Below are 20,245 nucleotides of genomic sequence, written 5' to 3'. Positions count from 1 at the left end.
CTCAAGGTTTTTAGAGGTTTCCCTTAGATTTTTTCGCGATGAGTAATGAGGTGCAATATGGAATTATTGAGATATGCCGAAAAAGATCCGCAGCGGGTATTGGCGATAACCGATAGCGGCGAACTGTTGCATTACGGCGAAATCAAGAAAGCTGCGGCAGCGCTTCCGAAAGAGGCTGCGCATCGGCTCGTGTTTCTCCTTTGCAGCAATTCACCCGGAACACTGCTCGGGTACCTCGGGTGTTTACAGGCGGGGGCCGTACCGCTCCTGTTGGACGCACACATTGCCCCGGAACTTTTACACCATTTAATTCAAACCTATCACCCTGCTTTTTATTACGTTCCGCACGATTTGCCGGAAGAAACGCAAAACATCCTTCCGATGAATAAGCCCGTTATCACGATAGCGGACAGTGTGTTGCTCCGTTCAGATGAAAAAGGGCCGGAGCTTTTTCAGGATTTGGCGCTGCTCCTCACCACATCGGGGAGTACCGGCAGCCCCAAACTCGTACGCTTAACGTACCGCAATATCTACGAAAACGCACGGTCAATCGCAGAATACCTGCACATTACCGACAAGGAGCGGCCGATAACTATGCTGCCGATGAGCTATTCATACGGAATGTCCATTATCAATAGCCATGTCCTTATGGGCGCAACCGTCATATTGACCGGGCACGATATCTTAACCGCCCCGTTTTGGGCACGGATTAAACAAGAAAACGTCAGCTCGCTTGTGGGCATCCCCTATACCTATCAAATGTTCTCCCGTCTACGGTTGACCGAAATGGAGCTGCCGACGCTCAAAACACTGACGCAGGCGGGAGGCAAACTGCCATACGAGCTGCATCAAAAATTCGGCGAATGGAGCCTGAACACCGGACGGCGCTTTTTTGTGATGTATGGGCAAACCGAAGCCGCGCCGCGCATGGCATATCTGCCGCCGGATAAGACAATGGAAAAATGCGGCAGTATGGGTATTGCAATCCCCGGCGGAGAATTAAAACTGATTGACGAAGCCGGTGCGGAAATTACCGCGCCCGATACTGTCGGCGAATTAGTATACCACGGACAGAATGTCGCGATGGGATATGCGGAATGCGCTGCCGATTTAGCAAAAGGCGACGAGTGGCAGGGAACGCTGCATACCGGCGATATGGCAAAACGGGATTCAGATGGGTATTTTTTTATCGTTGGGAGAAAAAAGCGGTTTATCAAGGTATTTGGCAATCGGGTGAATTTAGACGATACCGAACGGCTGCTGTCTGCCGCCTTTTCCGATACCGAATTCGCTTGTATCGGGCAAGACGACCTTCTCTGCGTTTATACAACGCTTAAAACGGAAGAACAGCATCGCGCAGTATCGGAATACCTCGCACAAACGACACGGCTTCCGGCAAAGGTGTTCCATGTCTTTTTTATCGAAGCTATCCCTAAGAATTCCGCGGGGAAAACGCTGTATTCGCAGCTGGAGATACGTTAGAGCATCTCTAAAAACTCGGTTAGATTTTTAGAAGATGCCCGCTAGAGCATTTTTTAAACTCGGATAGCTTCTAAAGATGCCCTGTACAGTTGTCCGTATATACAAAAAACAGCTGCCTACCTGAACGGTAAGCTGATACCGCTGCTCTCTCCTCGGCTTGCAGTTTTCGGCTCTTTCTCATATACTGAGCAGCATGAGTGAAAACACAACTGAAATAATTACCTATGATGATTTTGCAAAACTACAGCTGAAAACCGGCAAGGTTTTGGAATGTGTAAAAGCTGAAAATGCAGAAAAACTCTACATTTTACAGGTAGACCTCGGCGAAGAAAAGCCGCGCCAAATCGTTTCGAGCCTCGTTGACTACTATAGTGCCGAAGAATTAGTCGGCAAAGAGATTATCGTGCTTGCAAACCTCAAGCCCGCTAAAATGCGCGGACATATTTCCGAGGGAATGCTGCTCTGCGCAGAATCCGAAGATTCATCAATCTGCGTTCTGCTAAAACCCGAAACACCGGTACCTGCCGGTACTAATATCACCTAACGCTCACCGAGCCTCAATGCAAATGAGAGGTTTTCCTTAGATTTATTTACGGAGGACACTATGAAAGCGCAAGAAATAAGTGCAGGCATATACTGTATCCATGCGGATATTTGTGCACGCACCAGCCGGTTTGAAGGTTTGTGGATGCTGCCTCAAGGAGTAAGCATCAATTCATATATCGTAAAAGGTGAAAAGACCGCTTTGATCGATATTGTCCGTGATTGGGACGGCTCGTTAAAAAGCTATACGGAACAACTGGAATCCATCGGACTTTCGTTCAAGGACATCGATTATCTTATTCTGAATCACTTGGAACCCGACCATTGCGATCTGATTGAATATGTCCATTCCTGTAATCCGCAGGCGGAAGTTATCAGTACGTCAAAAGGGCTGGTGATAGTCGAAAAGTTTTTTAAGGTGCAGGGAAACCTCCATGCGGTTAAAACGGGAGATAGTCTTGACCTTGGCGGCGGAAAAGTTCTCCAATTCTACGAAACACCGAATGTGCACTGGCCGGAAACAATGATGACCTATGACCCTGCCGCTAAAGTCCTCTTTTCCTGTGATGCATTCGGATCGTACGGCGCTATCGGCGAAAAAATCTTTGACGATCAGCATTCTGAGGAAGAACTGAAGTTTTACGAATCCGAAGCGCTGCGCTATTATTCCAACATTGTCGCAAGTTTCAGTACCTTTGTCTTAAAGGCTTTGGACAAACTTGCAGCGCTGGATATCAAATGCATTGCGCCGAGTCACGGTCTTATTTGGCGCTCCCATCCCGACCGTATTTCTGCCCTGTACAAACGGTTTGCAGGTTACAACACCGGCGGCGAATGCGAAAAAGAAATCTGTATTATTTGGGGTTCTATGTACGGATATACCAAACAAGGGCTGGACGCCGTTATCAAAGGAATTGAAGCCGAACAAGTTCCCTACACTATCCACGACATACCCGACACGGACGTATCCTACATTCTCGGTGATGCGTACAAGGCGGCAGGCTTGGTACTTGCAATGCCGACGTATGAATACAAGATGTTCCCGCCGATGGCGTACGTATTGGATTTATTTGAACGCAAGCATATTACCGATAAAACGGTACTGCGTATCGGAAACTGGGGCTGGTCGGGCGGCGCAAAGAAAGAATACGAGCAAAAAGCAGCCGCTCTAAAATGGAACCATCCGGAACAATATGAATGGCAGGGTAAGCTGCTCGACGTAGATATTCGGCTGCTTGAAGAACGAGGCGCAGAACTCGCTCGTGCGGTTAAAACAGGCGTTCAAGCGTAAAGTTCAACCGCTTTCCATATTGGCACAGCTTGATTAGCACAGATTAACGTATGCACGAAATCGAATTAAAGGCGCATCTTGAACATCCCGAAAAAACCGAGGCGCTGTTATCCCGTATCGCAGATTTTTCACTCCGCTGCGTCAAGACCGACCGGTACTGGACGCTCGGAGAAAAAAACGGTACGGGTACGGCGGGAACTGATTGGTACCAAGGAAACGGTTTTGGTAACGCATAAACAGAAACACTATACCGATATGATAGAAACCAACCGCGAACTTGAATTTGAGCTTGCAGCCGCGTCCGTACCGGTCTTTACCGAAATGCTCGAAAGTCTCGGTATGACCTGCACTGCAGAGAAACAAAAGGAAACAAAAGTTTTTGTTCCACGCGCAAGCTTGTTTTCCGCGGACATACTCAAAGATACTCGGTCGGTGTCGGCAGAGCTTTCCTTCATACATCCGATCGGGCATTTTTTGGAAATCGAAGTCCTCTACCCCGATGAAGGTTCCGATAGCGCCGCTTTCGAGCGGCATATCCGTAATGCGCAGACTATTTTCAATACGCTACTCGCCGCTTTAGAAGTTCCGCGATCGGCTATCGAAATACGCCCGTATAATGAACTATTGGCTCGTTAGATTTTATGAAAACATATAAAACGATATTTTTTTTACCGCGCACATGTTTCTTTTTTGTCTTACTACTTCTGTTAAACGGAACCACCGTACTGTATGCGCAAACCGGTGACGCACAGCTCGAATATGAAGTTGCCGTATTGAACCCTGAGTCTTTTAAAAAACATAACCGCATCTACAACTATGAACTCAATCACGCTTTTTCAGCACCTGAATTAACCGATGAAGGTGTTTTAGACACTCCACTCACCGTTTTTTATCCGGTACTTGAGGGAACATACCCGCTCGTTATTATCAGCCATGGCTGGCATGTTTCAAAAAAGCCGAATGCAAGCCTTGCCCGTTATCTTGCATCTCAGGGATATGTCGCTGCGATTCTCTCGGCAAAAGAAAAAAGTTACCCCGAAGAGTTTATCGCTGCATTTGAGTCGGCATATACCCTTTTAAAAACGGCAAGCGAAAATCCCGAAAGCCGTTTATTTAAGCGAATAGATATGCAAAAAATGGCAATAATCGGACACTCTATGGGAGGGGCAGCGGCGCTGCATTTTTCAAAATCACACCCCGATATCGGTGCTGTGGTTGCGTTAAATCCGTATAACGGGGCGTCTTCTTTAGTAGAACGAGTTGGAGGCAAAAATGAGGTTCTCGGTACCGATCTAACAGCCATGCACATTCCTGTTCTTATTGTTACCGGCAACAGGGATAATGTTGCGTATCCTGAAAAAACCTTTGAATTTTATGAGCACTGCAATACATCCGCACCCACGGCTTTTTTTGCCATTAAAAACGGTGTTCATAGCAGCGGGCTCGATACCAAAGGCAATATGCTTTCAGGCTGGTTCGATATCGAACTTTATATGCGCTACAGGCTGTTAATACTCGGATGGCTCGACCTGTTTTTAAAGCAGAAAATATCAGAGGCTTCCCTGCCCTACTTATCCCCTGCCGCTTTTGAAGCAATAAAAGGATGGTTTTATTCCGGTAACGCAAAACGTTACCCCGCTTACGCTTTCCGTAACTTTTTGCGCCGATAAGCATACCGCCCTCGATCCGCTTTTTATCCCACCCCTATGCGAGCGGGATTCCTGCCTCGATAAAACTCATATACTCACCGTTCGGCGACAAAATGATGTGATCCAATACCTCAATTCCTAAGAGGCGTCCCGCCTCACAGAGCCGGTGAGTCAAGTTTAAATCTTCAGCAGAAGGAGCCAAAGCACCTGAGGGGTGGTTGTGTGCAAGGATAACCGTGGCGGCTCTGTCGGCAAGCGCGTCAGCAAATACCTCACGAGGATGAACCAGCGTATGCGTCAGTGTCCCGACCGAAACTACACGGATTGCCAAAATTTCGTGCGCCCCGTTCAGCGATACACAGATAAACTGCTCTTGCTTACGCACCGAATAATGCCGCAAGAACGGAACAATATCATTCGGATGCCGGATTTTTTCGCCTCCGACACCGTAATATCTCCTGCCAAGTTCGAACGCTGCGAGTATCGTTGATAGCTTTGCATCTCCGATCCCGTTAATAGTCTTTAACGCCGCTTCGATACTTTCCGTTTTCCGTGTATCAATATGTCGGATAATCTCCTCGGCAAGCTTTGTTACCGGCTTATTCGCAATACCGGTATGCAGAAGAACCGCAAGCAAATCAACATCGCTCAGCTGTTCCGCTCCATACGCCAAAAGACGCTCTCGTATATTCGGTTTTTCTCGTACATTTGAATGTATAGTCATACCCGATATATAGCGCATAAGCCGCCATTTTGGCAGGAAAAATAAGAAAACCACATTAAGAATTTTCAGCAGCGGTATGGATGCCGTTCAAGAATGTGCGTCCTAGCACATTCTTGAGCTACCAGTTTGCAAGCAAACTGGTTACTGCGTGGAACCACCGCCGTGCGTGGCGGTACTGAATAGATGGGGGTTGTAGGGGGTATTTTCTTTTTATCGGAAAAAAAGAAAATACCCCCTAACTTATGTTTTGAATTTGGAAACTTCTTGTGCCAGTGCCTCAATACTCCGCTTATTCTTCTGCGTAATCTCGCTCACTTCCTGTATGGCGTTGTTGATTTGTACCGCGCCGGATGACATCTCGTTCATGCTGTCGGTTATAACGCGGGTAAGGCCGTCGAGCTTGCGCATCTCCTCCGCAACACTCTCCCCGCCTTTCAGCATTTCTTCGGAACCGGCTTGTACTTCCGTGGTTACTGTATTGATGCTTTTAATTGCAATCAGCACTTCCCTGCTGCCGTTCTCCTGTTCCCGCATTGCTTCGGTCAGACGGTCGCTCATTTCTTTTACCTGCGCCGCAAGGGTGAAAATTACATTGAACTTTTCTTCCACCGTTTTGGACGAAGCGGAAAGGGTTTCAATTTCTCCCGATAAGGTCTTAAGCGTTGAAGTGATGGTCTTTCCCTGTGCAGCAGAATCTTCTGCTAACTTACGGATTTCATCGGCAACGACGGCAAAACCTTTGCCTGCTTCTCCCGCATGAGCGGCTTCGATCGCGGCATTCATCGCCAAAAGGTTTGTCTGTGAAGCGATATGCTGAATAACACTAGACGCTTCCATCAGCGAACCTGATTCCTCAGCTATCTTTTGCGTTACGGTATTTGAAGTTACAAGGGTAGCTTTGCCGTCGCCGGTCGCTGTTGTAAGTGTTTTTATTACCTCGTCCGTTTTGCCGAGTGTTTGCCCGATAGAGGCGATATTAGCAACCATTTCTTCTACGGAAGAAGAAGACTGGGCAACGCTTGCAGCCTGTGTTTCGATGCTGTTATTCAACTGCTTAATGGTGCGGACAATTTCTTCAACAGTAGCCGCCGTTTCAGTCACACTTGCCGCTTGGGTCATCGCCTGCTGTTTAACCCCGTCGATATTAGCACTGATTTCATTGATAGCGCTTGCCGTTTCGGTCATGTTGGACGCCAGTTCATCCCCGATTTCTTCCATGTTACTGCTGTTCACTCCAACATGCCGGATAGATGAACCGATTTTTGCAATCGTCTCGTTAAAATATTCGGACAAATCCGTAACTTCATCATTGCCGTGAATGGGAAGGCACACCGTTAAATCTCCTCCACCTCGTGCGATATCTTTCAGTGCGTCAACCGCCGTTTTAACAGGTTTTACCATTGCACAGGCGACAAAGTAGATGACAACGAGTGCGATAAGTAAAATTACTGCACCGATACCGAGCATCGAAATACGCAGCGTATTGACTGTTCCCATAAACTCATTCACAGGAGCATTTATGATAACCGTCCACCCTGTCGTTTTCATCCTTGCATAAGAGGCAATCCTTTTTATCCCCTTGTATTCAAAATATCCGATTGACGATTTTTCCTCTTGGACAGCCATTTTTTCAAATGTACCGACGGATTCAAGCGATACATCGGTCTTAGATTCCTCATAAGCATTTGAGCTATTTTCAACCAAACTAAAGTCTTTGTCAGCGATCGTATTCCCTAATTTATCTAAAATATAACAGTCTCCCGTTTCTCCTACAACAATATCGGCAATTTGATTGGAAAGCCATGAACCGTCAACATCAGCGCCCAATACTCCGATAATAGTCCCACTGTCATCATATACCGGTAAAGAAAATGTAATAAATATGTTATTTTCCACATCGATATAGGGTTCTTCCGTATATTTTTCCCCGTTCATACCGGCCTGAAACCATTGTGTATCATCAAATGCAATCTCAGATCCGTCTAAGTTATGCAAGATTCCTCCTTTATCGGTAATATATAATTCACTGATAATGGAATTGAATTTTGCTTCTTCAGCAAGCAGTAACATTTTATCTCTAAATGTAATGGCATCATCACGTAATACAGGTATTCGGGCTATGCCTTCCAAAAATTGAAACACCGTATTCACACGTCCGTCGAGAATTTCCGCCGTATCTGTTGCTTTGTCAATCAGATGCATTTCGACCTTTTCAGTTACAGCCTTGTTTGCCGAGCGAACTGCCAGAAGCCCTTCGATAACCCCTGCAGCCAATATCAATGTCCCAAAGATGATGATTAATTTGTAACGGATTGAAAAGCGTTTTTTCATTGTACTCTCCTTTAATTTATAGCTTAGCTAAAAACAACTCTTTTCTTAGGGAAGTGCTGATTAAAGCGAGGAGCGCATTTAATCTGCACTTCCCCTTGTTTCTCATAAGTCTTTAATTGCCTATAATATATAGACTTATTACGAAACAAGAAATTTTAATGTTAACACTGATTAATTCGCCTTCGAATTAATCAGTGTTTCCCTAGTTTTCTTAATATACACTACTCTTTTACCGCGCCGGCAGCAAGGGACTTTAATAGGAATTTCTGTCCTGCCATAAACAGCAGCGTAAAGGGCACTGCTACGAGCAGCGCGCCTGCAGCAAACATCGTAAAGTTATCGTTTGCGCGGCCGTTAATCAGCTCGAAAAGGCCGAGCGCCAAGGTCTTTTTATCATCGCTGCGCAAAATAAGGCGCGGGAAGATAAAGTCCATCCACGGCGCGGTAAAGCTGGTAAGCGCAAGGAACATAATCATCGGCTTTACCATCGGCAGTACGATTTTCACGTATGTGGTAAACGAACCGGCACCGTCGACATGGGCGGCTTCTTCAACGCTTTTCGGCACCGTATCAAAATAGCCTTTCATCAGCCATACGTTAAAGGGCACACTGCCCGCCGCATATACCAAAAGGAGCCCCCAATGGGTATTTAAGCCGTTTATCTTCCATAATAGCACATACGTTGCAACCATTCCGATAAAGCTGGGGAACATCTGCAGCACAATCATAGAAGCGAGCAACGGCTTTCGCAGCGGGAACCTAAAACGGGAAAAGATATAGGCGGCGGTTACGCAGACAGCCAAGGTCAAAAGAACATTGAACACCGCAATCTTGAGAGTATTGCCGTACCATTTCACATAGTTGGTGCCGCGCACATCGGTTGTACCTTCGACGATTTTGTCCGCGGGTGTTAAAAGCCGTTTAAACTGATACACCGACGGTTCCTTGGGAATAGGAGAAATGCTTGTTGCCGCCAACGAATTGGTCTTGGTAAACGCCGCACCGACCGTAAAGGCAACGGGATAGAGGACAAAGAGCACCGTCGAAATAAGGACGGTATACAGGATAATCAGTACCAGTATGGTACTCAGAGAATGCTTTTTCATTACAGTTCTCCTTCTTTAAACGCCTTAGTATGCGTAAAATTATAGACTGCGAACGGTACCAGCACGACAAACACGAGGATGGAAAGTACCGAGGCAAGGTTGTATAAAGTCGGCGTATCATACGTGAGTTTATAAATCCACGAAATCAACAGATCGGTTGCGCCTGCCTTTGTCTGAATACTGTCGTCAAGATTCGGACCACCTGCAGTAAGGAAGTATACCGCGCCGAAGTTGTTGATATTGGCGGCAAACTGCATAATGAGAATAGGCATCGTTTGGAACAGCACCAGCGGGAGTGTGATGCGGAAGAACTGCTGCATCTTATTCGCGCCGTCGATGGTTGCCGCCTCATAAATATCCGCAGGGATGGCCGTCATATTGCTGGTAATTAATATCATACTATACGGAAAGCCGATCCAAATATTAACCAACAGCATCGTAATCTTTGCCATAAACGGATCGGAAAGCCACTTAATCGGTTCACTCAAAAGACCGAACTGCATCAGCGAGCGGTTGATAGGGCCGAATGTTCCGTTTAAAAGGTTCGCCCAAATGAACAAGCTCAGCATAACCGGAATGGCATACGGCAGGATAAACACGGTTCGGAAGAATTTCGGCAGCTTGATGCGCTTGTCGACAAGGATAACTGCGAATATCATACCGGTAAAATAACAGGTTGTGGTTGCAAAGAACGCCCAGATAACCGTCCACAGAGCGACGCGCCCGAAAGCGGAGAACCAGCTGTTTGCCATCTTTGAATTAAACATTGTAATAAAGTTTTCAAAACCTACCCAGTCGACAAGGTTGTTCGGCGGAATGTGCTTGGGCGATGAATAATTCGTAAAGGCAACCAGCGCCGAAAAGATGAGCGGCAAAACAGTGAAAAACAAGATCAACAGGATTGCAGGGCTCAGTCCGAGATACGGAAAGGCCGATTCGACAAACTTCTTACGGGCTTCCGCCGCGGACGGATAACGCTGCTTTTCCACGATATAGGCCGCCGTTTTTTTGGCAGTGATCACGTTCGCAACATATATGCCAATAAATACGACGAGCAGCAATACGGTGATAAGGCCGCCGATCATCATGAAGATGGAATGATCCTTCATCTTGATAGGGACATTCGGTTTTTCTTCTCCGAGTGTGATAAGGCCGATCAGACTCCGCACGATGGGGCCTTTTCCATTGAACTGCATAACCGTCTGATCAAAAAAGATCAAAAATAAGACCGCCAATTCCATCAAAGCGAAAAAGGCGCCGCGCACATATTGCTTTAAATAGAGGATCTGACCGAGCCCCATAAAGCACGTCGATGCGGTTGACGTCTTTTTGATAATTGATTTGTCGATAACGGCGGCGCCTTGTAAGGTCGTTGTAGCCATTAAAACTCCTCCTTATATATTAGGGCATCTCTAAAAACTCGGTTAGATTTTTAGAGATGCCCGACGAGTTTTGATTTAAGCCTTTATATCATAAAGACTTAAATCAAAACATCGCAAATTCAATCTAAGGAAAACCTCTCAAAACTGAAGTTTTTAGAGGTATATTATCCATGTTCAAAAAAGATAAAGCCGCCGGGCTGTACCGTTTTATCCCTGCAGCGCAGGGAGAGGTATACCCGTGCCTTTTCATCTATTATCTGTGCGATTGATACCGGAGCCGTACCGCAATTGAGAATAAGGTCTATGCTCCGCGTAATCGGAACTCCCGCGGTTTCAACGGTCTCCGGAGTTTCCGCAGGTTCTACCGTTTCGGCATACTTTTGCAAATGAATAATTCTATTCGGTTCGCTTTCGGCAAGCGGTACGTCATGCAGATATGAGTAACCGGAAGCGGTCATTGCCGGATGCGTACGGCGCAAAGCAATCAACTGCCGCATCATGCTCATCGGTTCGGCGTATTCACCTGCTTCGATAGCCTGCCACGGCATACAGCGGCGGCAATCGGGATCATGTCCGCCTGCAAGCAGAACCTCGCTGCCGTAATAGATACACGGTGAACCGGGCAGGCTCAACAGCAGGGCGTATTGCTGCCATACGGCGAACACATCACCGCCGTTGCGGGTAAAAAGGCGCGGCGTATCATGGGAATCCAGCAGATTAAACAGGCCTACGGTAACCGGTTCGGGATAGGCGGTAAAAACAGCGTTTATTTCCCGCTCCAAAGTCAGGGCGGGCAGCGTTTTATCGTAAAAGAATTTCCAGAAGCACAGCGCGAGCGGATAATTCATTACCGAATCCAACTCGCCGCCGCGCAGCCACGGCAAGGCACTGCGCCATATTTCACCGAGCAGGTAAAAGTCTTTTTTAAGACTGCGCATCCGCCGATAAAGCTGCCTGCAAAATGTGTGCGAAAGCTCATTCGCAACATCGAGCCGGAGCCCGTCAATATCATAACTGCGCACCCATGTTTCGCATACGTTCAGCAGATAATCGATGACGGCAGGATTATTGGTATTCAGCTTCGGCATCGTATCGACATACGCAAAAACGCTGTATCGTCCGCTCTTTCCGTTTGTACCGGACGGTCGGCTTCGGCTCGCGGCGTTTTCACATTCCGGTTCTACCGCAGTTTCAAACGGCCATTCTTTTACGATGAACCAATCGAAATACGGCGAGGCTTTTCCGTTGCGGACAACATCCTGCCACAGTGCAAAGTCCCAGCCGCAGTGGTTAAAGACGCCGTCCAGCATCACTTTTATACCGCGTGCATGGGCTTCCTTTACCAGCGTATGCAGATCATCTGCGCTGCCGAATGCGGGATCGATATTCAGATAATCGGATGTGTCATACTTATGGACACTCGGCGAAGCATTAACCGGATTAAGATATAAGCCGGTAATGTTCAAATCGGCAAGATAGCCGAGCTTTTCGATAATACCCCGAAGCGTACCGCCATAGTGTTCATTGTTGGTAACGGCATCCTCGGCAGCAGGCCACGGCAGAGCATTCGGCTTCTGCGAGGCGGTATCCCTGCAAAATCGATCGGGAAAAATTTGATACCACACGGTGCGGGGTACCCAATCCGGTACGCGGACGCATTCGGCGCCGTCCAGCCACGGAAACTCAAAACCGGGAAAATTACCGGTTATACGGCGCAGCGTAACAAGCTCATCTGCCGTGTAAAACCCGTTTTCCAGACAGTAGCGGACATCGTCTTCATCTTGACCGTGCAGTTCAAAGCAGTATTTACACCGTCCATAAGGAAGCGAAACCGTTACCTGCCACCATGTATGGTAGGGAAGATCTTTTTTGCGGGTGATTTCCTGCCGTTTGCCTTCCCATGCCCAGCCGGCCGGTGTTACCGAACCGTCAAACGGATCTCCGTATACAATAAATACACGCCGTATGTCGCTGCCGGTTTTAAGGCTGATCATAAGTTCATTTTCATTGAGCGGATAACAAAAATTATCCGTACTGCGATGGTCTATTGCCGAAAACTGCATACCAAGCACCTATATCCAAGGAAACTGTCCCAAAACTGTTTCGTAATTCGCTTTAGCGGATATAACGAATAATTTCCTTACAGAAAAAGTCGATAGGCTTTCAGTTTTTGGGCAGCTCCATGTCCTATTGTATCGACTCCATTGTAGCGGCAGCGGCATTCAGTTTTTCCGTAACATTGCCGCCGTCCCAGATATTCGTAAAAGTTGCATTCATTGCAGACCAGTATTTGCCCATTTCGGGAATGGTGGGCATCGGTGTTGCGTATTGCGCCTGCGCTAAAATACCTTGGCTTAACGGATCGCTGATGGTGATATCGGAGCGGGGCGGGATTTGCTTGGTCATTTCATACCGTTTTTCCAATATCGGCTTTGAAGTAAGGAATTTTGCAAAGTCTTGCACTTCCGCCGGATGATCGCTGTAGGCGCTGACAAAGGCCATGCGAAGACCGGAGAACGATGCCGGAGGATTGGTCATACCGGGAAATACCGGAATGGGTGCAATACCGTAGTTAAGGCCTGTTTTTGAAAAATCGGAGATCTTCCACGGGCCGGTAATAATCATCGCGGCTTTACCTTCCGTAAACGAGGAATTGCAGAAATCATCGGTAATATCGCCTGACGGAACATCGAGCATTTTCTTGCGCAGGCTCTGGAAATAGGTTAAGCCGGTAATAGCATTGGGGCTATTGACGTTATGCTGTTTGGGGTCATCGCCGTTCGGGCCGAAAAGCGGTGCGCCGAAGCCGCTCATAAAGATGTAGTTAAAGTATGCGTTTCCGACACCCCAGACCAATGCATATTTATTTTGAGCTTTATCGTTCCATGTCTTTGCAAACGTTTCCACCGCGTCCCATGTCTTGGGGGCTTCCGGTAAAAGGTCTTTATTATAGAACAATGCGTAGGTTTCGATTGCGAGCGGATACCCGTAGTTTTTTCCCTCATACGCGGCGGATGTCAATGCAGCGGGGATAAAGTTGTCGAGGACGGACGCATCATCAAAGGGGAGAATATGACCGCCTGCGACAAGGGCGCCGATGTGGTCGTGCGGTGCAACAAAGATATCTGCGCCGACACCTGCGGGGCCGTCCATTTCAATCTTTGTACGCGCATCGGTCGACTGAACCGGTTCATACACAAAGGATACGTTCGGATGCGTTTTTTTGTATTCTTCCGCAGCGAACAGCATAAAATCTTTTTCGGCGCCTTCGGATTCCCATATTTTAACGGTAACCGTTTCACCCTTCATATCGCCGGCTTTATCGTCCTTCTTCTCGGAACCTCCGCCGCAGCTCGTAAGAGCAAGAAGAAGCACCAATGATACACAGGCAGAAAGCCCTATAATTGCTTTTTTCATATAACACCTCCAATCTGTTATGAAAAAAATCTACTAAACCTGTTCGGAAACTTCCGTTTCTGAACAGGTTACCTTGAAATGCGATGTTCTAAATCGTGCTATTTGTACAATTTAGAACTCGCCGACCTGTTCGACAACGAAGTTATCGAACAGGTCTATTCACTGCGAACAATAGCCGCAGTGTACGGATCTAGTATGATCCGGTTTGCCTCAAATCGTATACCGGACGGACATGTAATACCGTCCGGCGATGCCGCCGCTCCATCGACAAAAACCACAGGCTTTTGTAATGCGCCGCCAAGTGTAAAACAGTGTTCCGTTCCCGCCGCATTAAACAACAAAAACCACGTACCGTCCGTCCAGTCAAGTGTGTACCCGAATGCCTGCCCGTACTGCTTCTCCGTTTCGGACAATACTCCGGCATCGCTCTTTACGGCACAGCGGTTGCTGCAATCCCTCGATGCAACAATCGATGCATCTTCTGCGGGCAAAAACACGGCGACTTGTGCAATGCGTCCGGCATTTCCTATTCTAAACACGTCAAACCGTTTCCGCAACGCGATAAGCCCGCGCGTGTATGCGAGCAGCTCGGCGTAATCCTCATCGAGCGTCCATACAATGCGGTTAACGCTGTCCGAAGCGTCATAGCTGTTGCGGACAAAAGCACCGATACATTCTTCCGCCGCTCCGTGCACATTCGGCTTGGTACGACCCCGCTCCTGTCCGGCGTGTAAGAATGCGATCCCTTGACAGGTAAGCGCCAGCGCGTTGCCGAGTTTGATACGGGCAATCAGCTCCTGCCGTTGCGAGGGGATACGTTCATCAAGCCCTGCATTATGGGCGATGCAGTCGTGCAGCGTAAGCCCGTCGTGGCAAACAAGGTACTGCACGTTATCGCCCGGGCTGTCGGCGGTATAGTTGTACTGAGGCAACCCGATACAGTTGCAAAAGAGCTGTCTAAGATCGACGTTGCCGCCGGTTAAAAAGCCCTTGCCCTCTTCATTCATACCGCCTGCTTTTACCAAATCGCGGAATTCATCGTTAAAGACGGCAACGCTGTCGGTTTCGGTCATGTACCGCTGATCCATACCGACGGTACCTTCGGCTCCGTTATACAGCTTCCAGCCTTCCCCGATGAACAGTACCGATGGATTAAGTTCCCTGCAGCGGTCGTACGCCTCCAGCACCGTCTCGGTATCGAGCAGTCCCATCAGATCAAACCGGAGACCGTCAACCTTATAGTTTTTCACCCAGTGTACAGCCGAATCGACAATAAGCTTTCGTGCCATCGGCCGCTCCGAGGCAATATCGTTCCCGCAGCACGAGCCGTTGGTATAGCTGCCGTCGGAATTTGTCCGAAAATAATAGCCCGGAACAATCGCGTCGAAAAGACCGGTACGCGCAACATGATTATACACCACGTCCAGCACTACACCGAGCCCTGCCCGATGGCACTCATTAATCAGCTCCCGCAATTCGCGTACACGGCTTTCGGGATTTTCAGGCTCGCTTGCATACCAGCCTTCAGGCGTAAAATAGTTATGCGGGTCGTAGCCCCAGTTGTAGTTGTTGTTATGTACCGTACCGGCATCTTCATACTTCTGATTTGTCTCGTCCGTATAGTAAAAGTTCAGCACCGGCATCAGCTGAATATGCGTAATGCCCAGTTCGCGTAAGTAGGGAATTTTTTCGATAAAAGCTTTATATGTGCCGGGGATATTTCTAACGCCGGAGTCGGGGCTTGCGGTAAAATCGCGGACGGACACTTCGTAAATAATCGCATCCTCCCGTTTTTGCAAGGTGATATACGGATATTCCCGCTCCGATTTGAGCGTTTCTTTTTGCAGGTTAATAATAGCGCCCCGGCCGATACCGCTGCTACCGGTACAAGCCGCCATCGAGAGGCTGTACGGATCAAGCACGGTATGCGTTCCCGTTTCGTTTGTCAGCGTGTAATCGTAAAAGAACAGTTCCGGATCCTGCTCTGCAAAAATGCCGCACCACAAGCCGGTTGCATCGTCATACCGAAGCGGAACCGTAAAAGTAGGCGTTAAATCACCGGCGTTTTGATAGAGGTTTACCGACACATCACGGGAAGTCGGCGCCCATAAAGAAAAACGGCAGCTTTGAGCGGCGGCATCGTACATAGCGCCGAGCTGCATATTTTTAGGCGGAATGGTCTGCTCACAAGCTTGGACGGGTGATCTCATAAGGCTCCATATATAATAGCATATAATCCTCGAATCACCAATATATGAATATTTTTTATTCGTGCAGGGAGGTTTTAATCTAATGCTGTGGTGCGGCAGTTGAATCGGCTGTATGGTTCCGCTGACTGTATTCCTGTAATGTATGATAAAAAGAGCGCATAACCGGACAGTACTGCTTATCCTCGCAGGCGATATGCGAAAGTATCCAATCCCGAAGGTAGTCGGCAAAATCAAAACCGAGCGTTACAGTCATTTCGTCAAAGCCCCTCAATACCTGTGTGATTGTTTGAACGAACTCCCTGTGCCGCTGCTTATGAGCTTCATAGCCGGAAAATCCGCACGCTTTCATCAATTTTTCTTCATCGGTAAAGTGTGTTTGAGTATAGCTGACTGCTTGCCGAAGTACGTCGCCCACGGTTACCAGCCATTCGTCTTTACTCCGTTTTTGGCGGTTCATCAGCGCTTCGCGCAGCTCATTGCACATTGACACCAGCTTACGGTGCTGACTGTCGATTCGGGGTATGCCGAGTTCCAGCCTTTTATCCCATTCTACCCAAGGGGTATTCAATTCTTCCGTATTTTTTGTTTCTGTTACCATACTTTTTTCATCCCTTTATATACTGAATCATTCCCAAGAAGCGGTTACTCTTAGACGGCTTATGTATTAGTAATCATTATTAGAATAAAACGATATGGCTATAATGTCAAATAGAAAGTTATCTTATCCCGTTTTTTTATGATACAGTCCATCCCATAAAAAAAGCGGACACATCCATAACGAATGTATCCGCTTGCTCAAAATCCTGTACGGTTTTTTAATGTGTATTTGCGTTACCATGCAGCTGTAAAAAGCTCTTTCTGAACTTTTTACCGCTAGGGGCTTGTTTGTAAAGGCTGTTTAGGGGTTGTTACGCTTCCATTCTTCCCACTGTGCTTCGCCTTTATCCAAAGTGATTATTTGACCGACATAATGATTATCGTTATAACTATTATTACTATAATTAAAGAAATACGGATTAAAATAGTGCGGATCATTTGAGTCAATCACAGGCTCAGTTTCGGCATAGATATCTACTCCATTTTTATACCATATACCGTAAGGGACTATTTTATTGGACACATCGTTATTATCACCAACATATATGGCGATGATATTATTATCCTCATCAAAGGCAGCGCCCCACAGCGTTATGGCATGTTGGGAACCGTCAGCCCCATATCTATTCAACCCAACCGCTTTTTTGGATTTAAGTGCAGCTTTAAGCGTAGTCTCGAACTCTTTTTTTGTATAAATGGTTGCTCTCTCGATAGGAGTATTCCCTTCGTTAAAGACATCCGGAAATAATGCCGGAGAATAGCTTTTATTTTTTGCATTTTTAAAACCATTTAATCCGAAGAGATACCATTGTAGTCCATTAGCAGGGTCTCCCCCCTTATCGATGCACTTCTCCCGAAAGAGGTTTGCTATGGAACTTTTTATGTTCTCTTGATTATCTGCAAGTCCGCGTTTATAAAAAGGTTTATACGCTTTTGCAGCTTCGCCGGTTATATGTTTCTTTTCTATGTAGTTTTTTACATTTTCTTTATTTTGCTCAAACCACCAATGCAGCATATTAGCATCGGTTTTAGCCCAACATTGATTACCATCGGGATAACCTCCGTTCGGAGCATGCGTATGATCGACTTTCCGCGTATTAAAAAATGTGGTAGTCTGTGTTTCCGGCCAGTAAAAAACGTAGTCGATATTATGGTACGTTCCGGTAGGCGCCCCATCCTTGAGTACCTCAATCTTTTCCTTTTCTTCTTCTTTAGGCGGCGTTATTCCATGTACCCACCGTACAGTTACATTCGGATTCTCATTCTTTTTTTGAGTAAGCTGCACTTCCAGATATTTTTTACTTGAAATTTTGATGTATTCATTCGTAATATTATCCTTAAATCTGATGCGTGCAGTTCTATTCCATACGGTTTTGTTTGTCTGAACGGTTAAGCGTACCGTATCTGTACTTTCATCTGTGTGATCTTTACCGGCTACGCTCAGCCATTTTGCGCCTCCTTCTACGACTTCAGGCGTATAGTCAAGTTTTCCTTTGAGTGTTTCTATCGTAAACGTTGCCTCGCCGCCATTACTTTCGCATTCTGCAGGGGTTGTTTTTATCTTAATCTCAGGTTTTGGCTTCATCTTAAAATGAACTTCTTTTTTAACAGAGGGATTATCCTCGGAGGTTATGGTTACCGTTGCGTCTCCAAGTCCGTCAGCTTTTACCTCACTATTCCCTTTACCGCATAGCCATGCTATCGAGCTATTGGATGTGGTGAATGTCAGCTTTCTATTTGTAGCTTCCTCAGGCATTGCTTTTGCACCGAACTTATATACTTGACCGATAACCAACTCGACCGGGTTTGCAGGCTCCCCATCCTCAAATTCAATAGAAGTAACAGGAACATGCGCTGCCGTAACGGTAACGGTGATTACCTTTGTAATACCGTCCGCGGCTTGTATTGTAATGTGTGCAGAGCCGACCCCATTCGCCGTAATCATCCCGTCGGCAGCTACGGATGCAATTGCTGCTTTATCTGAACTATAGGTTAGTTGTTTATTCGTTGCGTTTTCAGGCATGGCATGAGCGTTGATTTGACGTGTAGTGCCTTTTACCAGCGAAATGCCGCTTTCATCGGGAGAAAGGACAATACCTGTAACCGATATATGCGCTGCGGTAACGGTTACGGAAACTTCTTTAGAAACACCGTTTGAAGCTTTAATCGTAATTTTTGTATTGCCTGTTTTATGAGCAGTAATCATCCCCTTATCATCTACAGATGCGATACTGTCATCAGCTGAACTGTAGATAAGGTTTTTATCCGTTGCATTTTCGGGCTGTACTTTTGCATGAAGCGGACAGGATTTGCCAGCATTTATCGAGAGCGGATTTCCCGGCAGCGCAGGATCGAATACGATGTCCGTAACCGCAACCGGCGCTGCTGTTACGATTACCTTGAGTTTTTTTGAAACTTCATTCGCAGCTTGTATCGTAATTTCTGCATTGCCAAGCCCTTGCGCGGTAATGGTTCCTTCATCATTTATCGATGCAATAGCTGGAGTGCTTGATGCAAAGGTGAGTTTTTTGTTGGTTGCATTTTCAGGCTGTACCTGAACCTTTAGCTGGCGGGAGGTTCCCTTTACCAAAGAAACAGTATCTTCATCGGGAAAAAGAACGATGCTTTTTACTGCTAGACTATCTACGGTAACAGTTACGTTTATCTCTTTCGTAATAATGTCGTTTATAGCTTTTATCGTAATCTTTGCGCTACCTGCACTATGGGCTGTAATCACTCCTTTGTCATTTACAGACGCAACATCTTCATTATCCGAAGCATAGGTGAGTTTTTTATTTGTTGCATTGTCGGGCTTTACCTTTGCATTAAGCTCATGTGTTTTTCCAATAACGAGCGAAATTGACTTTTCAGAAAGCTCCGGCTCAAATGCAATATCGGTAACAAGTACAGGCAGAGGATTATTGTTATTACATGCCGAAAAGAATAGAACTGCTAGGGCAGAAAGAAAGATAGCCAATGGCTTTTTCATGAATAGACTCCATAATAAAAAACGCGGGATTCACTGACGCCAACGCATCAGGGAACTTTATATTTTGATTGTGGTATAGGGAACCTCTAAAAACTTCAGTTTTGAGAGGTTTTCCTTAGATTTAATTTGCGATGTTTTTATTTAAGTCATTATGATATAAAGACTTAAATAAAAACTCGTCGGGCATCTCTAAAAATCTAACCGAGTTTTTAGAGATGCCCTATATATACAAATTAATCGCATATTCGTCAAGTACCGGGCAAATGCATCAGGCACTTTTGTGGATATACCCGCAGAATAATAGAGGCTGTTCAACCAGAGTTTCGCCGCTGCACGGCTCAAATGGTCGCCCAACCTCTATTATTCTGCGATTTTTATCTACTCTGCCTGATGCATTTGCCGACTTGCAAAAAAAATGTGCGAAATTTTATTTTAGATGCTCACCTTATACCTATGAAATTTCGCACAGAAGGAAGGCAACCGTTTAAAATATTTTTAATGCGGTTGCCGTGAGCCTTTCCGAT

At 46.5% G+C, this 20,245-nt stretch carries 15 protein-coding genes; 6 read left to right on the top strand and 9 right to left on the bottom strand.

Annotated features, from left to right (window positions below; translation table 11 throughout):
- Positions 1-57: 57 nt before the first annotated feature.
- From GWP40_RS05650 to GWP40_RS05630, 6 genes are all read left to right on the top strand, one after another.
- Entirely contained in the window at positions 58-1,482 is a 1,425-nt protein-coding gene (locus GWP40_RS05650) for an AMP-binding protein (RefSeq protein ID WP_212566408.1), read from the top strand.
- Positions 1,483-1,675: 193 nt separating this feature from the next.
- Positions 1,676-2,026 (top strand): methionine--tRNA ligase subunit beta, encoded by a 351-nt coding sequence (gene metG / locus GWP40_RS05645; protein ID WP_206181518.1) that lies wholly within the window; start codon positions 1,676-1,678, stop codon positions 2,024-2,026.
- A gap of 60 nt (positions 2,027-2,086) precedes the next feature.
- Complete coding sequence (locus GWP40_RS05640; protein ID WP_212566407.1) at positions 2,087-3,316, top strand: FprA family A-type flavoprotein; 1,230 nt, start codon at positions 2,087-2,089, stop codon at positions 3,314-3,316.
- Between the two features lie 50 nt (positions 3,317-3,366).
- Entirely contained in the window at positions 3,367-3,552 is a 186-nt protein-coding gene (locus tag GWP40_RS12735; RefSeq protein ID WP_230974631.1) for a hypothetical protein, read from the top strand.
- The gene (locus tag GWP40_RS05635) at positions 3,539-3,952 is read left to right on the top strand and encodes a CYTH domain-containing protein (protein ID WP_230974630.1); all 414 of its coding nucleotides are present in this window, start codon (positions 3,539-3,541) and stop codon (positions 3,950-3,952) included. Before GWP40_RS12735 ends, GWP40_RS05635 begins: the two co-directional genes overlap by 14 nt.
- 5 nt (positions 3,953-3,957) lie before the next feature.
- Positions 3,958-4,986 (top strand): alpha/beta hydrolase family protein, encoded by a 1,029-nt coding sequence (locus GWP40_RS05630; protein ID WP_212566406.1) that lies wholly within the window; start codon positions 3,958-3,960, stop codon positions 4,984-4,986.
- A gap of 34 nt (positions 4,987-5,020) precedes the next feature.
- On the opposite strand, the gene radC is transcribed toward GWP40_RS05630, so the two are convergent.
- The 9 genes from radC to GWP40_RS05585 all read right to left on the bottom strand — a co-directional run bounded on the left by radC (position 5,021) and on the right by GWP40_RS05585 (position 19,721).
- Positions 5,021-5,689, bottom strand: coding sequence for a RadC family protein (radC, locus tag GWP40_RS05625; RefSeq protein WP_212566405.1), 669 nt, complete (start codon positions 5,687-5,689; stop codon positions 5,021-5,023).
- Positions 5,690-5,929: 240 nt separating this feature from the next.
- Positions 5,930-8,020, bottom strand: a complete 2,091-nt coding sequence (locus GWP40_RS05620) for a methyl-accepting chemotaxis protein (protein ID WP_212566404.1) — start codon at positions 8,018-8,020, stop codon at positions 5,930-5,932.
- A 221-nt stretch (positions 8,021-8,241) separates the two neighbouring features.
- Positions 8,242-9,126 (bottom strand): sugar ABC transporter permease, encoded by an 885-nt coding sequence (locus GWP40_RS05615; RefSeq protein WP_016524050.1) that lies wholly within the window; start codon positions 9,124-9,126, stop codon positions 8,242-8,244.
- Complete coding sequence (locus tag GWP40_RS05610; protein WP_016524051.1) at positions 9,126-10,508, bottom strand: carbohydrate ABC transporter permease; 1,383 nt, start codon at positions 10,506-10,508, stop codon at positions 9,126-9,128. Before GWP40_RS05610 ends, GWP40_RS05615 begins: the two co-directional genes overlap by 1 nt.
- A gap of 164 nt (positions 10,509-10,672) precedes the next feature.
- A complete protein-coding gene (locus tag GWP40_RS05605) occupies positions 10,673-12,571 on the bottom strand; it encodes a glycoside hydrolase family 13 protein (protein WP_212566403.1) in 1,899 nt (632 codons plus the stop codon).
- A gap of 124 nt (positions 12,572-12,695) precedes the next feature.
- The gene (locus GWP40_RS05600) at positions 12,696-13,925 is read right to left on the bottom strand and encodes a sugar ABC transporter substrate-binding protein (RefSeq protein WP_212566402.1); all 1,230 of its coding nucleotides are present in this window, start codon (positions 13,923-13,925) and stop codon (positions 12,696-12,698) included.
- A gap of 155 nt (positions 13,926-14,080) precedes the next feature.
- Positions 14,081-16,135: an alpha-amylase family glycosyl hydrolase gene (locus tag GWP40_RS05595; protein ID WP_212566401.1), complete on the bottom strand. Its 2,055-nt coding sequence runs from the start codon at positions 16,133-16,135 to the stop codon at positions 14,081-14,083.
- A gap of 79 nt (positions 16,136-16,214) precedes the next feature.
- Positions 16,215-16,733 carry a bacteriohemerythrin gene (locus tag GWP40_RS05590; RefSeq protein WP_212566400.1) on the bottom strand — a complete coding sequence of 173 codons (519 nt, stop codon included), beginning with the start codon at positions 16,731-16,733 and terminating at the stop codon, positions 16,215-16,217.
- Positions 16,734-17,033: 300 nt separating this feature from the next.
- Positions 17,034-19,721 (bottom strand): IdeS/Mac family cysteine endopeptidase, encoded by a 2,688-nt coding sequence (locus tag GWP40_RS05585; RefSeq protein ID WP_212566399.1) that lies wholly within the window; start codon positions 19,719-19,721, stop codon positions 17,034-17,036.
- Positions 19,722-20,245: the final 524 nt, after the last annotated feature.

Source organism: Treponema vincentii, assembly GCF_018336815.1.
In the GTDB taxonomy this organism is placed as follows: Bacteria; Spirochaetota; Spirochaetia; order Treponematales; family Treponemataceae; genus Treponema.
This window is presented reverse-complemented; position numbering and strand designations above follow the sequence as displayed.

What these genes read in the sequence shown, in the direction of transcription:
- GWP40_RS05650 (WP_212566408.1), top strand. Translation starts at nt 58, where the DNA reads ATGGAATTATTGAGATATGCCGAAAAAGATCCGCAGCGGGTATTGGCG.
- metG (WP_206181518.1), top strand. Translation starts at nt 1,676, where the DNA reads ATGAGTGAAAACACAACTGAAATAATTACCTATGATGATTTTGCAAAA.
- GWP40_RS05640 (WP_212566407.1), top strand. Translation starts at nt 2,087, where the DNA reads ATGAAAGCGCAAGAAATAAGTGCAGGCATATACTGTATCCATGCGGAT.
- GWP40_RS12735 (WP_230974631.1), top strand. Translation starts at nt 3,367, where the DNA reads ATGCACGAAATCGAATTAAAGGCGCATCTTGAACATCCCGAAAAAACC.
- GWP40_RS05630 (WP_212566406.1), top strand. Translation starts at nt 3,958, where the DNA reads ATGAAAACATATAAAACGATATTTTTTTTACCGCGCACATGTTTCTTT.
- radC (WP_212566405.1), bottom strand. Translation starts at nt 5,689, where the DNA reads ATGACTATACATTCAAATGTACGAGAAAAACCGAATATACGAGAGCGT.
- GWP40_RS05620 (WP_212566404.1), bottom strand. Translation starts at nt 8,020, where the DNA reads ATGAAAAAACGCTTTTCAATCCGTTACAAATTAATCATCATCTTTGGG.
- GWP40_RS05615 (WP_016524050.1), bottom strand. Translation starts at nt 9,126, where the DNA reads ATGAAAAAGCATTCTCTGAGTACCATACTGGTACTGATTATCCTGTAT.
- GWP40_RS05610 (WP_016524051.1), bottom strand. Translation starts at nt 10,508, where the DNA reads ATGGCTACAACGACCTTACAAGGCGCCGCCGTTATCGACAAATCAATT.
- GWP40_RS05605 (WP_212566403.1), bottom strand. Translation starts at nt 12,571, where the DNA reads ATGCAGTTTTCGGCAATAGACCATCGCAGTACGGATAATTTTTGTTAT.
- GWP40_RS05600 (WP_212566402.1), bottom strand. Translation starts at nt 13,925, where the DNA reads ATGAAAAAAGCAATTATAGGGCTTTCTGCCTGTGTATCATTGGTGCTT.
- GWP40_RS05595 (WP_212566401.1), bottom strand. Translation starts at nt 16,135, where the DNA reads ATGAGATCACCCGTCCAAGCTTGTGAGCAGACCATTCCGCCTAAAAAT.
- GWP40_RS05590 (WP_212566400.1), bottom strand. Translation starts at nt 16,733, where the DNA reads ATGGTAACAGAAACAAAAAATACGGAAGAATTGAATACCCCTTGGGTA.
- GWP40_RS05585 (WP_212566399.1), bottom strand. Translation starts at nt 19,721, where the DNA reads ATGAAAAAGCCATTGGCTATCTTTCTTTCTGCCCTAGCAGTTCTATTC.